The organism is Caulobacter sp. AP07, assembly GCF_000281955.1.
In the GTDB taxonomy this organism is placed as follows: Bacteria; Pseudomonadota; Alphaproteobacteria; order Caulobacterales; family Caulobacteraceae; genus Caulobacter.
This window is the reverse complement of sequence record NZ_AKKF01000160.1, coordinates 1-14,133: the sequence shown is the minus strand read 5'-3', so window position 1 is coordinate 14,133 and position 14,133 is coordinate 1. Positions and strand designations below refer to the sequence as shown.

Annotated in this window: 13 protein-coding genes; 7 read left to right on the top strand and 6 right to left on the bottom strand. The window is 70.2% G+C overall.

The window, feature by feature from the left end:
* Positions 1-1,091: ATP-binding cassette domain-containing protein (locus tag PMI01_RS13570; RefSeq protein WP_007669522.1), on the top strand; the 1,091-nt coding region annotated here is incomplete at its 5' end.
* Between the two features lie 62 nt (positions 1,092-1,153).
* Positions 1,154-1,696 carry a hypothetical protein gene (locus tag PMI01_RS13565; RefSeq protein ID WP_007669516.1) on the top strand — a complete coding sequence of 181 codons (543 nt, stop codon included), beginning with the start codon at positions 1,154-1,156 and terminating at the stop codon, positions 1,694-1,696.
* On the opposite strand, the gene PMI01_RS13560 is transcribed toward PMI01_RS13565, so the two are convergent.
* Together PMI01_RS13560 and PMI01_RS13555 are read right to left on the bottom strand one after the other, a co-directional pair.
* A complete protein-coding gene (locus tag PMI01_RS13560; protein WP_007669514.1) occupies positions 1,693-2,040 on the bottom strand; it encodes a hypothetical protein in 348 nt (115 codons plus the stop codon). The genes PMI01_RS13565 and PMI01_RS13560 overlap by 4 nt on opposite strands.
* Positions 2,041-2,158: 118 nt before the next feature.
* Entirely contained in the window at positions 2,159-2,866 is a 708-nt protein-coding gene (locus tag PMI01_RS13555) for an ArsR/SmtB family transcription factor (protein WP_007669512.1), read from the bottom strand.
* 82 nt (positions 2,867-2,948) lie between these two features.
* Here PMI01_RS13555 and PMI01_RS13550 point away from each other — a divergent pair, with 82 nt between their 5' ends.
* On the top strand, positions 2,949-4,322 hold the full coding sequence (locus PMI01_RS13550) for an MFS transporter (protein ID WP_007669510.1): 1,374 nt from the start codon (positions 2,949-2,951) through the stop codon (positions 4,320-4,322).
* 13 nt (positions 4,323-4,335) lie between these two features.
* Here the strand turns inward: PMI01_RS13550 and PMI01_RS13545 are convergent, their stop codons facing one another.
* The 3 genes from PMI01_RS13545 to PMI01_RS13535 form a co-directional block, all read right to left on the bottom strand.
* Complete coding sequence (locus PMI01_RS13545) at positions 4,336-4,782, bottom strand: DUF6265 family protein (RefSeq protein WP_007669508.1); 447 nt, start codon at positions 4,780-4,782, stop codon at positions 4,336-4,338.
* A gap of 24 nt (positions 4,783-4,806) precedes the next feature.
* A complete protein-coding gene (locus PMI01_RS13540; RefSeq protein ID WP_007669505.1) occupies positions 4,807-5,655 on the bottom strand; it encodes an AraC family transcriptional regulator in 849 nt (282 codons plus the stop codon).
* A 230-nt stretch (positions 5,656-5,885) separates the two neighbouring features.
* Positions 5,886-6,875, bottom strand: coding sequence for an alpha/beta fold hydrolase (locus PMI01_RS13535; RefSeq protein WP_007669503.1), 990 nt, complete (start codon positions 6,873-6,875; stop codon positions 5,886-5,888).
* Between the two features lie 154 nt (positions 6,876-7,029).
* Between PMI01_RS13535 and PMI01_RS13530 the strand changes: the two genes are divergently transcribed.
* Positions 7,030-7,455 carry a MarR family winged helix-turn-helix transcriptional regulator gene (locus tag PMI01_RS13530; RefSeq protein ID WP_007669502.1) on the top strand — a complete coding sequence of 142 codons (426 nt, stop codon included), beginning with the start codon at positions 7,030-7,032 and terminating at the stop codon, positions 7,453-7,455.
* Positions 7,456-7,633: 178 nt separating this feature from the next.
* On the opposite strand, the gene secA is transcribed toward PMI01_RS13530, so the two are convergent.
* On the bottom strand, positions 7,634-10,483 hold the full coding sequence (gene secA / locus PMI01_RS13525; RefSeq protein WP_007669501.1) for a preprotein translocase subunit SecA: 2,850 nt from the start codon (positions 10,481-10,483) through the stop codon (positions 7,634-7,636).
* A gap of 504 nt (positions 10,484-10,987) precedes the next feature.
* Between secA and PMI01_RS13520 the strand changes: the two genes are divergently transcribed.
* From PMI01_RS13520 to PMI01_RS13510, 3 genes are read left to right on the top strand one after another with little or no spacing between them, the layout of a single operon-like run.
* Positions 10,988-11,977: a peptidylprolyl isomerase gene (locus tag PMI01_RS13520; RefSeq protein ID WP_007669499.1), complete on the top strand. Its 990-nt coding sequence runs from the start codon at positions 10,988-10,990 to the stop codon at positions 11,975-11,977.
* Positions 11,974-13,500, top strand: a complete 1,527-nt coding sequence (gene argJ / locus PMI01_RS13515) for a bifunctional glutamate N-acetyltransferase/amino-acid acetyltransferase ArgJ (RefSeq protein ID WP_007669496.1) — start codon at positions 11,974-11,976, stop codon at positions 13,498-13,500. Before PMI01_RS13520 ends, argJ begins: the two co-directional genes overlap by 4 nt.
* Positions 13,501-13,529: 29 nt before the next feature.
* Positions 13,530-13,994 (top strand): hypothetical protein, encoded by a 465-nt coding sequence (locus PMI01_RS13510; RefSeq protein WP_007669493.1) that lies wholly within the window; start codon positions 13,530-13,532, stop codon positions 13,992-13,994.
* The last annotated feature ends 139 nt before the right edge of the window (positions 13,995-14,133 follow it).

Here is a 14,133-nt window from a genome sequence, read left to right as displayed (position 1 = left end):
CCCCCAGCCGGTTCGGCGGGGCGGTGGAGTCGGCCTACAAGGCTTCGGTCAAGCGGATCACGGCCCGGGCGGTGATGACCGCGGTGGTCATCGTCCTGGCGTTCGGCGGCATCACCCTGCTGCTGTGGACCGGCGCGCACCTGGTGCTGTCGGGCGAGATGACGCCCGGCACCCTGGCGCAGTTCGCCCTGCTGGCGATCATGGCCGCCGGCTCGATCGGGGCCCTGGGCGAGGTGTGGGGCGACGTCCAGAAGGCGGCCGGCGCGATGGAGCGGATCTCCGAGCTGCTCAATTCCGACCCGGCCATCGCCGCGCCGGAACGGCCCCAGGTCCTGCCGGTCCCGGCCCGGGGGGCGATCGCCTTCGAGAACGTCACCTTCGCCTATCCGGGCCGCCCGGACCTGCCGGCCCTGCGCGGCTTCGACCTGGCCGTGAAGCCCGGCGAGACCGTGGCCCTGGTCGGCCCCTCGGGGGCGGGCAAGAGCACCGTCCTGCGCCTGCTGCTGCGCTTCTACGACCCGCAGGCCGGGGCGATCCGCCTGGACGGCGTCGACCTGCGCGAGGCCGACCCGGCCGACGTGCGGGCCCGCATGGCCCTGGTGGCTCAGGACTCGCCGCTGTTCTCGGGCTCGGCCCTGGACAACATCCGCTTCGGCCGCGAGGACGCCACCGAGGACGAGGCCAGGACCGCCGCCGCCGCCGCCCAGGCCACCGGCTTCCTGGAGGCCCTGCCGCAGGGCTTCGACACCCCGGTCGGCGAGCGCGCCAAGACCCTGTCGGGCGGCCAGCGCCAGCGCCTGGCCATCGCCCGGGCCCTGGTCCGCCAGGCCCCGATCCTGCTGCTCGACGAGGCCACCAGCGCCCTGGACGCCGAGAACGAGCGCCTGGTCCAGAAGGCCCTGCACGACGCGATGTCGGGCCGCACGACCCTGGTCATCGCCCACCGCCTGGCCACGGTGCTCAAGGCTGACCGCATCGTGGTCATGGAGGACGGCCGCGTGGTCGAGCAGGGCACCCACGCCGAACTGTCGGCCCAGGGCGGGTTGTACGCCAAGCTGGCGCGGCTGCAGTTCGGGGTCGAGGCGGCCTAGGTCGTTCTTGACCGGCTCGGCTCAACTCTCGATGGTGTTCTGAAGTTTTCGAGAGTTTTTGCGTGAACGCACTTCTACGAGCGATCAATCCGGCCCGGTCGGTCAGGACCGAGGGCGAGGCGAAGGCGGCCGCCCAGGCCGGGGCGTTGGGCGCTTTCCTGATGGCCGCCTATGGGGTGGTGGTCGCGGTGATCCTGGTCATGACCGCCGAAAGCTATGTCGCCAATGCCCGCGCGTTTGCCCCGGTCCTTTACGGCCGGGGCTCGGAGGCGGCCAGGATGGTCGCCGCGACGATCTCGCCTGCCTGGATTTACGGGTTGGCGATTTGGAGCCTGATCTGCGCCTTGGGAGCCGCAGGGCTCGGCGTGGTGCAATGGGGCAAGCTGACCCGGCTCATTCCAATGATCCTCGGGCTGTTCGCGCTCTATGGCTTGTTGATGTTCGGCCTCGGCAAGATCAACGGCAGTCCGTTGGCGGGTCAGATGCCGGTTCCGCTGTGGCGGGAAATCCTGTGGTTGGTCGTAAATCTCGCCGAGATCGTGCTGTTCTGGGCCGGCTTCCGGGGCGGCCGGCAGCTGCTCGCTCTACGGCGGGAAGCCGTCTAGCCTTTCATCACCGCCGCTGTCGCCGCCGGCAGGGCCGCCGAGAGGCCTTCCTCGCGGCGGATGACGTCGATGTGCTCCAGCTGCAGCTTGAGCTCCTCGATGGCCTTGTTGCCGGGCATGCCCTGGCTCTCGGCCCAGGCGATCACGGTGGCCAGGGCCTCGCCGATCCGGCCCAGCTGGCGGCCATAGGTGCCCACCTCGTTGAGCACCCGGCTCTCGACGCCGGGCGCCTTGGAGGTTCCCAGGTTGATGCTGAACAGGCTGACGTTTCCCATCGTCCAGGACCACGGGTTGATGGTCTGGGTCAGCTGCTTGGGGGCCAGGGCGAGTTGGAAGTCGGGCATGGCGGTCGCTCCGTTGAGACGCGGAGTATCAACCCTGGCGAGCGTCTTGGCTTGGGACACTTTTGTAACCGGGCCGGGAATCGGTGGTTCGCCCAAGCTTTGAGCGCTTTCCCCTCTCCTAAGCCGCCTCGCGCCCCTCGGCCGCTTCCAGGTCGACGCCCAGCCGCGCCAGCAGTTCCTGCCGCCCTAAGGCGGTCAGGCGCACCACCCGGCTGGCTCGGTCGGCGTCGAGCCAGGCCAGGTCCGCCATCCGCGACAGCAGGGCCACGCCCAGCGGGCCGGCCAGGTGGTGGCGGCGCTCGGTCCAGTCCAGGCACTGGCGGGCCGCGCCGCGCTTGGAGCGCAGGCTGGCGAGATCCAGGCCCAGGTCCTCGAACCACGCGCAGCCCGCCGCCGTGACGGCGTAGAGCTTGTCGTCGGCCGGGACGATCAGGCCGCGATCCACCAGGCCGTCGGCCACCGCGATCCCCAGCCGTCCGGCCAGGTGGCCGTAGCAGCAGCGGCCGTCGCGCAGGGCCCGGGCCTTGGGTGAGCGGGGCTGCTCCAGCGAACGGACCGGGGCGGCCAGCACGGCCAGGGCCTCCAGGGCGTGGGCGACCTCGGCGTTGGCCAGGCGGTAGTAGCGGTGGCGGCCCTCGCGCTCGACCGTGGCCAGTCCGCCATCGACCAGCCGCGTCAGATGGTTGCTGGCGGCCTGGGCGGTCAGCCCGGCCGCCCAGGCCAGGGCCCCGGCCGGGTGGGCGCGGCCGTCCATCAGCAGCTGCAGCATGGCCGCCCGGCCAGGGTCGCCGATCAGGGCGGCGGGGGAGGCGATGTTGGGTTCCATGAGCGGAATATAGGGGATGCCGGCGAACGATGCTTCAGCCTTCGATGTAACATCCTCGGCCGCCACGGGCGAAGATCGCCCCATGACCCCCTCCCGAATCGCCAACCTTCCGCTGATCCTCGTCGCCGCCAGTTTCGGCTTCACCATCGTCCAGCTGGACGTCACCATCGTCAACGTGGCCCTCGACGCCATCGGCCGCGAGTTCAACGCCCCGACCGCCAGCCTGCAATGGGTGGTCGACGCCTACACGCTGCTGCTGGCGGCGCTGCTGCTGTCGGCCGGGGCGCTGGGCGACCGCTTCGGGCCGCGCAGGGCCTTCCTGGCGGGGCTGATCCTGTTCGCCGTCTCCTCGGCCGCCTGCGGCCTGGCCCAGAGCGCGGCGGGGCTGATCCTGGGCCGGGCGGTGCAGGGGGCGGCCGCGGCGCTGCTGGTGCCGCCGTCCCTGGCCCTGATCACCCACGCGGCGGCCGGCGACGACAAGGCCCGGGCCTGGGCGGTGGGCTGGTGGACGGCGGCCGGCGGGGTGTCGATCGCCGCCGGACCGGTGATCGGCGGCCTGCTGATCGGCGCGCTGGGCTGGCGCTGGGTGTTCCTGGTCAACCTGCCGCTCTGCCTGGTCGGCGCGGCCCTGACGTTGGCGTTCGTGCCCGAGGTCCCGCCGCGCGAGAAGCGGCCGCTGGACCTGCCCGGCCAGGTCCTGGCCTTCGTGGCCTTGGCCGGCCTGGTCGGGGCGGTGATCGAGGGCGGCCATCGCGGCTGGGGCGACCCGTTGGTCCTGGCCGTGCTGCTGGGCGGGGGGCTGGCCGCGGCGGCCTTCCTGGCGGTCGAGGCGCGCAGCCGCCATCCGGCCGTGCCGCTGGACGTGTTCCGCAACCGGATGGTCTGGTCGGCGGTGGTGATCGGGGTCAGCGTCAACTTCACCTATTACGGGGTGATCTTCGTGCTCGGCCTCTTCCTGCAGCGTTCGGCCGGCTACAGCGTGGTCCAGGCGGGCCTGGCCTTCCTGCCGCTGACGGCGACCTTCATCGTCTCCAACCTGCTGAGCGGCCGGCTCGCCCACCGGTTCGGCGCGGCGCGGACCATGGCCGGCGGCGTGCTGGTGGCGGCGGCCGGCTACGCCCTGACCAGCCGGCTTTCGGCCGACAGCCCCTATTGGATGATGGTTCCCGGCTTCCTGCTGATCCCGGCCGGCATGGGCACGGCGGTGCCGGCCATGACCAGCGCCCTGCTGGCCAGCGTCGACCGCCATTGGTCGGGCACGGCCTCGGGCGTGCTCAACGCCTGCCGCCAGGCCGGCGGGGCGGTCGGCGTGGCGCTGATGGGCGCGCTGGCGGCCGGCGGGCCCGAGCGGATCGCGGCGGGGCTGCGGACCTCGGGGCTGGTGGCGGCGGCGGTGCTGCTGGGCGCGGCCTGGGTGGCGGGGCGCAGCGAGGGGAAGCGCGGGGTCACGGCCTGACGCGGGGGGCGCCCTACAGCGGCGCGCAGGGCGGCGACGCGGCCGCGGGCAGGAAGCGCCAGCTTGGGCCGTGGCCGGCCTGGTCGGTGGCCTCGGCGACCAGGGCCTCGCCGTCGCGGCGGTAGGCGATGCGCTTGGGGAAGTCGTGCGCCAGGTTCTCGAACACCGCGAAGTCTTTGCCCGACGTCTTCAGCGCGAAGGCCACGGCGGGCCGCCCGCCCGGGCTGGCATAGTAGGTCGGACCGCCGGGGCCCGGCGCGATCCGCAGGTGCTCGAAGGTGGTCTGGCGGGGCGAGCGGGTCAGGTTGACGCCGGCCAGCAGGGGGCCCGAGCCCAGCCAGTGCTCCTCGACGATCGATGTCGCGCCGCAGGAACGCCAGTCGCCGGCCATCCAGTCCAGGTTGGGCGCCTGCATCGCGGTGGTCGCCAGCCAGATCGCGACGGCGGATATCGTTTTCATGGATCTCTCCTCTGCCGGGTGACGCTAGCGCCCTTCATGCGGGGTGGGCTTGTAGGTTTCCGACAGGGCCAGGCTGAGCGCCAGGCCGGGGTCGCCGCGCAGGAAGGCGGCGGGGGCGGCGCCGACGAAGCGGCGGAAGTCGCGACCCATCTGGGCCTGGTCGAAATAGCCGGCCGCCAGCGCCGCCTCCGCCAGGTCGACCGCCCCCTCGCGCACCGCGTCGGTGACCCGGCGCACGCGGACGACGCCGCGCAGGGTGCGCGGCGAGACGCCGATTATGTCGAGGAACTGCCGTTGCAGCTGGCGGGGCGGCAGGCCCGAGGCGGCGGTCAGCTGGGCGGAGGTCGCGACGCCGGCTTCGTCCAGCAGCCTCTCGACGGCCCGGGCGACGGCGTCCTCGGCGGCGAGGGGAGGCGCGGCCGCCAGTCGGGCCTCGACATAGTCTTGCACGGCCTCCAGAGGGTCGGCGGCGGCTTCGACCGCGGTCCGCAGGGCGTCGGCCGCCGCTGCCCCATGCAGCGCCGCCAGGGCGACGCGGCGATCGGTGAGCGGGCGCATCGGCTGGCCGGCGAACCGCCGCGCCCCGAACGGCTTGAAGCGCACCGCCACGATCCGGCCGGCCCCGCGCGAGCGCAGGTGCAGCGGTCGGGTCAGCTGACCGGCCAGCAGCGGCGTCGGCTGCGGGCTCCAGACGTCGTCGGCCCCGCGCTCGGCGTGGGGCGGACCCAGGTGGACGATCAGTTCGGGACAGCCGTCGGGCACCACCTGCTGCACCGCGTCGGGCCCGTCGGCGCGGGCGTAGCTCCAGACGCAGGCGACCACGCGGGCCAGGCTCGGCCGGGGCGCGCGTTCGAGATAGACCGGCTGGTTCATCGCTTGGCCCTGCTGAACCGGGCCAGGCTACAGCAATCTCCCGATTGGCCCCATGCCGACGCACGAAAGGACGCCCGCCAGGGTGGCGGGCGTCCTCGCGCGGAGGGGCGACCTTAGGGTCCATGAACAGCTAACGGACCGGGCGCTGAAAACGCGCCTTCACCTCAAAACCTCCGTCATCCCCCGAACAAGTCGGGGGATGACGACTGTGGGTGGGTCTGGGCGTCAGACTATCCGCGGAAGAAGGCCAGCAGGTCCTTGTTGATGATCTCGGCGTGGGTCGTGGCCATGCCGTGCGGCAGGCCGGGATAGACCTTCAGCTGGCCCTTCTTGAGCAGTTTGACCGCCAGCAGGGCGGAGTCGGCGATCGGCACGATCTGGTCGTCGTCGCCGTGCATGACCAGCACCGGCACGTCGATGGCCTTCAGGTCGGGCGTGAAGTCGGTTTCCGAGAAGGCGGTGATGCAGTCGTAATGGGCCTTGGCGCCGCCCATCATCCCCTGGCGCCACCAGTTGTCGACCAGGCCCTGGCTGACCTTGGCGCCCGGACGGTTGAAGCCGAAGAACGGGCCGGCCGGCACGTCGCGGAAGAACTGGGCGCGGTTGGCCGCCAGGGCGGCGCGGAAGCCGTCGAACACCTCGATCGGCAGGCCGCCGGGATTGGCGGGGGTCTTGAGCATGATCGGCGGCACGGCCCCGATCAGCACGGCCTTCGACACCCGGCCGGGCTCGGCGCGGGCCACGTAGCGGGCGACCTCGCCGCCGCCGGTCGAGTGGCCGACGTGGATGGCGTTCTTCAGGTCCAGGTGGGCGGCCAGGGCGATGACGTCGGCGGCGTAGGTGTCCATCTCGTTGCCGGTGTCGGTCTGGGTCGAGCGGCCGTGGCCGCGGCGGTCATGGGCGATGACGCGATAGCCCTGGGCCAGGAAGAACAGCATCTGGGCGTCCCAGTCGTCGGCGCTCAGCGGCCAGCCGTGGTGGAAGACGATCGGCTGGGCGGTCTTGGGGCCCCAGTCCTTGTAGAAGATCTGCGTGCCGTCCTGGGTGGTGACGAAGCCGCTGCCCGTGGTGGTCTTGGCGCTGGCGGCCTTCTTCGCGGCGGCCGGGGCGGCGGCCTGGGCCGAGGCGGCGGCGAAGGGCAGGGCGGCCGCGGCGGCGGCGAGGCCCAGGCTGGCGGTCATCACATTGCGGCGCGAGGCTTGGCTGTTCGGCTGGCTCATTGGATGTCCCTTTGATTGATGTCGCGATATTCGTTGTTGCGATATCGACATGGCTAAGGCGCCTGCGACGACCTGTCCAGCACAATCTTTGTCGCGATATCATTTTTCGTGGTATGTAACCGGAAAGGGCGTTTCGCCCGCGAGGACCCCCGCCGTGCCTATCCCGTTGGACAACCAGATCTGCTTCACGCTCTACGCCACCAGCATGGCGATCACCCGCACCTACAAGCCGATGCTCGACGAGATGGGCGTCACCTATCCGCAGTACCTGGTGCTCAGCGTGCTGGGCGAGGACGACGGCGCGACCGTCGGCGCGATCGCCCACCGGCTGGCGCTGGAATCCAGCACGATCACCCCGCCGGTCAAGCGGCTGGAGCAGGCCGGCCTGGTCATCCGCCAGCGCAGTTCGGTCGACGAGCGCCAGGTCCAGGTCTTCCTGACGCCGGCCGGCCGGACGCTGCTGAACCGCTGTGACTGCCTGGGCGAGACCCTGGTGGCCAAGTCGGCCATGACCCTGGACCAGCTGGACGCCCTCAACCGGCAGATCCAGGCGCTGCGCGCGGCGTTGGTGGCGGGCTAACTTCTCCTTCTCCCCTTGCGGGAGAAGGTGTCGGCGAAGCCGACGGATGAGGGGTCTCTCAAACGACAAAAGCCGCGACCGGCCTTGAGGCTTGTCGCGGCTTTTGCGGTCTTCAACCCCTCACCCGACCTCGCTCCGCGAGGCCACCCTCTCCCGCAAGGGGAGAGGGAAGGGGCGCTTAAACCAACGCCCCGTGGCAGTGCTTGAACTTCTTGCCCGAGCCGCAGGGGCAGGCGCCGTTGCGGGCGGTGTTTTCCCAGCCTTCCGGCAGGACCGAGACCGGCAGGGCTTCGCGCTGTTCCGGCGACAGCCCCTCGGGCAGGGCGCCGGCCACGGCGATGTTCTCGCCGGTCAGCGGGTCGAGGTGGACCTCGACCAGGCCCTCGGGCGTATGCAGCGGCTCGGGCTCGGCATAGGCGATCTCGACCGTCATCAGCCAGCGGGTGGTGTTGGTGCGCAGGTCGCCCAGCAGCTTCTCGAACAGCGAGAAGGCCTCGGTCTTGTACTCGTTGAGCGGGTCGCGCTGGCCGTAGCCGCGCAGGCCGATGACGTTGCGCAGGTGGTCCAGGTGCATCAGGTGCTCGCGCCACTGCAGATCGATCATCTGCAGCAGGAAGCTCTTTTCCACCGAGCGCATCTGCTCGGGGGTGATGATCACTTCGCGCTCGGCGGCGTGGGCGTCGGCGGCCTTGCTGATGCGCTCGCGCATCTCCTCGTCGCCGATGCCTTCCTCGCCGGCCCAGTCCTTCAGCGGCAGGGTCATGCCGAGGATCGACTGGACGCGCTCGTCCAGGCCCTCGATGTCCCACTGCTCGGCATAGGCCTTGGGCGGCATGTAGCGGGCCACGAAGTCGTCGACGACGTCGTGGCGCATCTCGGTGATGATTTCCGAGAGGTCGGTCGCCTCCATGAACTCCTGGCGCTGCTCGAATACGGCCTTGCGCTGGTCGTTGACGACGTCGTCGTACTTCAGGAGGTTCTTGCGGATCTCGTAGTTGCGCTGCTCGACGCGCTTCTGGGCGGTGGCGATGGCGTTGTTCAGCCACTTGTGGGTGATCGCCTCGCCTTCCTGGACGCCGAAGGTGCGCATGATCGCGTCCAGGCGCTCGCCGGCGAAGATGCGCAGCAGGTCGTCCTCGCACGACAGGAAGAACTTGCTGCGGCCCGGGTCGCCCTGGCGGCCGGTGCGGCCGCGCAGCTGGTTGTCGATGCGGCGGCTTTCGTGGCGCTCGGTGCCGAGCACGAACAGGCCGCCGGCGGCCAGCGCCTGGGCCTTGGCGGCGGAGATCTCGGTCTCCAGCTCGGCGCGCTGGGCGGCCTCGTCCTCGTGGCTCGGGGTGATCCCCAGGCCTTTCTGCTGCTGGCGCCAGTTGGCCAGGCGCATGTCCAGGTTGCCGCCCAGCTGGATGTCGGTGCCGCGGCCGGCCATGTTGGTGGCGATGGTCACCGCGCCGGGCACGCCGGCGTCGGCGACGATGCCGGCTTCCTGCTCGTGGAAGCGGGCGTTCAGCACCTGGTGCGGGATGCCCTTGCCGGTCTTGTGGACGACGTCGAAGGCGTCGTCGCCGATCTTGGCCAGTTCCTTGTCGTCCTTGCCGGCGTAGGCGCCCTTCGGCGCGCGCGACATCTCGACCTTGTACTCATAGGTCGACAGCAGCTTGGACAGTTCCTCGGACTTCTCGATCGACACCGTGCCGACCAGGATCGGCTGGCCGTGGGCGTGGCAGTGGGCGATCTGCTTGAGGATCGAGTCGTTCTTCTCGCGCTCGGTGCGATAGACCTCGTCGTCGTCGTCGATGCGCAGGACGGGGCGGTTGGTCGGGATTTCGCTGACGCCCATCTTGTAGATGTCGTCGAACTCCTGGGCCTCGGTCGCCGCCGTGCCGGTCATGCCGGCCAGCTTCTTGTAGAGGCGGAAATAGTTCTGGATGGTCACCGAGGCCAGGGTCTGGTTCTCGGGCTGGATGTCGGCGCCTTCCTTGGCCTCGATGGCCTGGTGCAGGCCTTCCGACAGCCGGCGGCCGGTCATCATGCGGCCGGTGAACTCGTCGATCAGGATCACCTCGCCGTCCTTGACGATGTAGTCCTTGTCGAGCGTGTACAGCACGTTGGCGCGCAGGGCCTGGTTGACGTGGTGCACCACCGAGATGTTGGCGGCGTCGTAGAGGCCGGCGGTGTCCTCGGCCAGGTGGCCGCCCGCCATCAGGATCTCTTCGATGCGCTCCTGGCCGTCCTCGGTGAGGATGACCTGCTTCTGCTTCTCGTCGTGGTCGTAGTTGGTCTTGTCCTTGATCAGCTCCTTCACGAGCAGATCGATGGTCTTGTAGAACTCGCTGCGGTCCTCGGTCGGGCCCGAGATGATCAGCGGCGTGCGGGCCTCGTCGATCAGGATCGAGTCCACCTCGTCGACGATGACGTAGTGGTGGCCGCGCTGGACCATTTCCTCGACGCTGTAGACCAGGTTGTCGCGCAGGTAGTCGAAGCCGAACTCGTTGTTGGTGCCGTAGGTGATGTCGCTGCGATAGGCGCGCTGGCGCTCGCCCTGGCTGAGGCCGTTGACGATCACCCCGTAGGTCAGGCCCAGGAAGTTGTGGATCTGGCCCATCCACTCGGCGTCGCGCCGGGCCAGGTAGTCGTTGACGGTGATGACGTGGACGCCCTTGCCCTCGAGCGCGTTGAGATAGGTGGGCAGGGTGGCGACCAGGGTCTTGCCTTCGCCGGTGCGCATCTCGGAGATGCCGCCGTTGTGCAGGACCATGCCGCCGACCATCTGGACGTCGAAGTGGCGCATGCCCAGCACGCGCTTGGAGGCCTCGCGCACCACGGCGAAGGCCTCGGGCATCAGGTCTTCCAGGGTCTCGCCCTTGGCCAGGCGGGCCTTGAACTCATCGGTCTTGGCCTTCAGGGCCTCGTCCGACAGCGCCGCGTATTCCGGCTCCAGCGCGTTGATCTTGGCCACGCGCGTGGACATCATCTTGACCTTGCGGTCGTTGGAAGAGCCGAAGAGCTTTTTGGCGAAGCCGAGCATGAATAGGGAATCCGGAGTGTGTCTGTGAGGCCGGCGCTAAGGCTTGAGGGCCTTCACTACGGTAAATTCGAGGCGTCGAAGCTGGCCTAGACCCGCTTCTTGCATGCGCGCGGAGACTTAAGCACCGGCCTAGCGAGTGTCAACGCGAGGCGGGTGGTCGTCGGGCGTTGTCGTGACGGGGTTCGGGGCGAAATCCGGCGCCTGGAACCCATCGTTCCATGCGCCAGTTCCCATCCACTCCCTCTCAACCGTCATTCCGGGCCTTGTGCCCGGAATCCCTCGTTCAGCTCCCAAGTGAGGCGCCTTGGCGCGCCAGCGCGCCACACCCCCGCCCGTGCGGCGGACGGAGGGATCCCGGGCGCAAGGCCCGGGATGACGAAACTATTGAGGGTTTGTCCCAACATAGCCTCACGAAGCGCGCCCGCATGTTCGCAATGCTGTTTCCTCTTGGCCCTAAACCGCGCTAGAGCGCTGGACGTGAGTTCAGCCGGAGATCGGCCCCCGATGAATATTGCCAAGTCCCGCCTGTCGGCCGTCGCCGCGGTGATTGTCCTGAGCCTGCTGGTCGCCGCCTGCGGCCGCAACAAGGCCGACGAGCGCCCGCCCGAGCCCGGCGACACCGCCGTGGCCAAGGTCGATGGCCACACCGTCTGGGCGTCCGACGTCAAGCGCGAGGCCGTGGCGCAAGGCCTGATCAGCGAGGGCGAGCCGCTGGACATCGGCTCGGACCTGTTCCGCCAGCGCCTGGACGAGGTGGTCGACCAGAAGCTGCTGGCCGCCGAGGCCCTGAAGCAGAAGCTGGACAAGGACCCGGTGGCGCAACGCCGCCTCGCGGCCGCCCGCGAGCGCATCCTGGGCGACATGCTGGTCGAGAGCGTGGTCGAGAAGGCGGTCAACGAGAACGCCATCCGCGGCCTCTATGCCGAGCAGCAGAAGCTGTCCAAGCGCTCGGAGGAGATCCGCGCCCGCCAGATCCTGGTCGGCAGCCAGGCCGACGCCGAGGCGATCAAGAAGCTGCTGGCGACCGGGGCCTCGTTCGACGCCCTGGCCATGGAGCGCTCGACCGACCCGGCCACCCGCTTCAACGGCGGCGACCTGGGCTATTTCACCGTCGACGTCATGCCGGCCGCCTACGCCGTGGCCCTGAAGGACGCCCAGAAGGGCGCCCTGGTCGGTCCGTTCCAGACCGAGGGCGGCTGGGCCGTGCTGCGCGTCGAGGACAAGCGCCTGGAAGAGCCGATCACCCTGGAGGCCGCCCGGCCGCAGATCGTCCGCTTCCTGACCTATGACCAGGTCCGCGACCTGCTGGAGAAGCTGCGCGGCGGCTCCAAGATCGAGATGCTGACCGGCAAGCCGCAGGACGTGCCCGGCGCGCCGCAGGAGCCGGCTTCCGCGCCCCCCGGCGGGGGCGACCCGCCCTCCGACCTTGACGCCGCGCCCCCGGCGTCGGCGCCCGAAGCTCCGGCTCCCGCTCCAGCACCGGCCAAGAAATGACCAAGCCTCCCGCCCCGAAGAAAGCGACCAAGGCCGCTCCGAAAGCCGCTCCCGCCAAGGCCGCCAAGGCTTCGGCCGCGCCGTCCCCGACCCCCGCCGAGATCGTCGGCCAGGTCGGGGCCAGCGTCGGCCACACCCTGGAGCGGGCGTTCGACCCGCTGAACGCCGCCCTGAAGCGCGCCGGCCTGCGCCGCGCCGAGAAGGCCGCCAGCCAGTTCTCGCCCGCCGCGACGTCCAAGGAGGCCGTTCAGGCGACCAAGGCCAGCTCGCCCGCGCCCGGCAAGCCGGGCCTGGCGGTCTCGCCCCTGGCCGTGCCGTTTCCGACCATCCCGCCGATCGCCGGGGTCGAGATCGCCACCGGCCGGGCTGGCTTCTACAAGCACGACCGCGAGGACCTGCTGCTGATGCGCTTCGCCGAGGGCACCAGCTGCGCCGGCGTGTTCACGCGGCACGGGGTCGGCTCGGCCCCGGTCGACTGGTGCAAGCGCCAGCTGGCCGCCAGCAAGGGCGAGGACGTCCGCGCCCTGGTGGTCAACGCCGGCTGCGCCAACAGCTTCACCGGCAAGCCGGGCGCCGACGCCGTGCGCCGGGTGGCCACGGCCGTGGGCAAGCGCTTCGACTGCCGCCAGCGCGACGTGATGATGGCCTCGACCGGGGTGATCGGCGTCATCCTCGACGACAGCAAGATCATCTCCAACCTGCGCGAGGTGGAAACCCGCTTCACGGCCGACGCCTGGGCCGGCGCCGCGGCGGCGATCATGACCACCGACACCTTCCCGAAGGGCGCCTACGCCACCGCCCTGATCGACGGCCACGAGGTGCGGATCGCGGGCATCACCAAGGGCTCGGGGATGATCGCGCCCGACATGGCCACCATGCTGGCCTTCGTCGCCACCGACGCGGCCATCGCGCCGGCGGCGCTGCAGACCTTGGTCAGCCTCTACACCCGCACCACCTTCAACTGCGTGACGGTGGACGGCGACCGCTCGACCAACGACACCTTGCTGCTGTTCGCGACGGGGCAATCGGGCGCGCCGAAGATCCACCGGGCCGGCGACCGCCGCCTGGCCGACTTCCGCGAGAAGCTGGAGGCCGTGCTGCTGGACCTGGCCCTGCAGCTGGTCCGCGACGGCGAGGGGGCCAGCAAGTTCGTCAAGATCACCGTCAACGGGGCCGAAAGCCCGCTGTCGGCCCGCAAGATCGCCCGCACCATCGCCGAGAGCCCGCTGGTCAAGACCGCTTTCGCCGGCGAGGACGCCAACTGGGGCCGCATCGTCATGGCCGTCGGCCGGGCCGACGAGCCGGTCAACCGCGAGAAGATGAGCGTCCGCTTCGGCGAGCTGTACGCCGCCCGCGACGGCCTGGTCTCGGCCGAGTACGACGAGGCGGCGATGAGCAAGTACGTCAAGCGCGCCGAGTTCGAAGTCAGCGTCGACGTCGGCGTCGGCAAGGGCTCGGCCACGGTGTGGACCTGCGACCTGACCAAGCAGTATGTGGCGATCAACGGGGACTACCGGTCTTAGGTGAGCGGATACTGAAAGAGGGCGCGCCCATGTCTGACATCTCCGTCGGCCTGCACGAGATCGCCGCCGTCTGCCGCGAGCACGGCTATGTCGTCGCCGAGATCGACCGCGGCCTGGAGGTTTCCGGGGCCGAGGAGGGCGGGGCCTTCTACCTGTTCCCCGAGGGCGACTGGCTGCAGGTCCGCTGCCAGGTGCTCGACGCCGAAGACCTCGACCAGGCCCGCAGCCTGGACGCCCTGTTCGAGACCGTGGCCCGCGCGCAGTTCCGGCTGATCGGCTGCCGCTTCGGCTTCGACGCCTTCACCGGCCTGTGGCTGGTCGAGGACCTCTATCCCGGCTTCGAGGCCGATCGCCTGCCGGCCGTGCTGGAGCAGCTGACCTTCGTCTGGTCGTCTCTGGAGGGCGTGCTCGACGCCGCGCTGAAGGGGACCATCCCCAACGACGACGTGCTGGACGCCGCCTTCGACCTGGTGCCGGCGGCGCAACCGAACTGAGGTCTGCTGTCGGGATCGATGCGATAGGTCGTGTTCGACCCGCTGCGGACGCTCCTGTATCCCTCTCTCTGTGAGAGAGGGAGGGGCCCGCCGCGAAGCGGTGGGAGGGTGAGAGGTTCACCAGCACCGCCAGGATGTC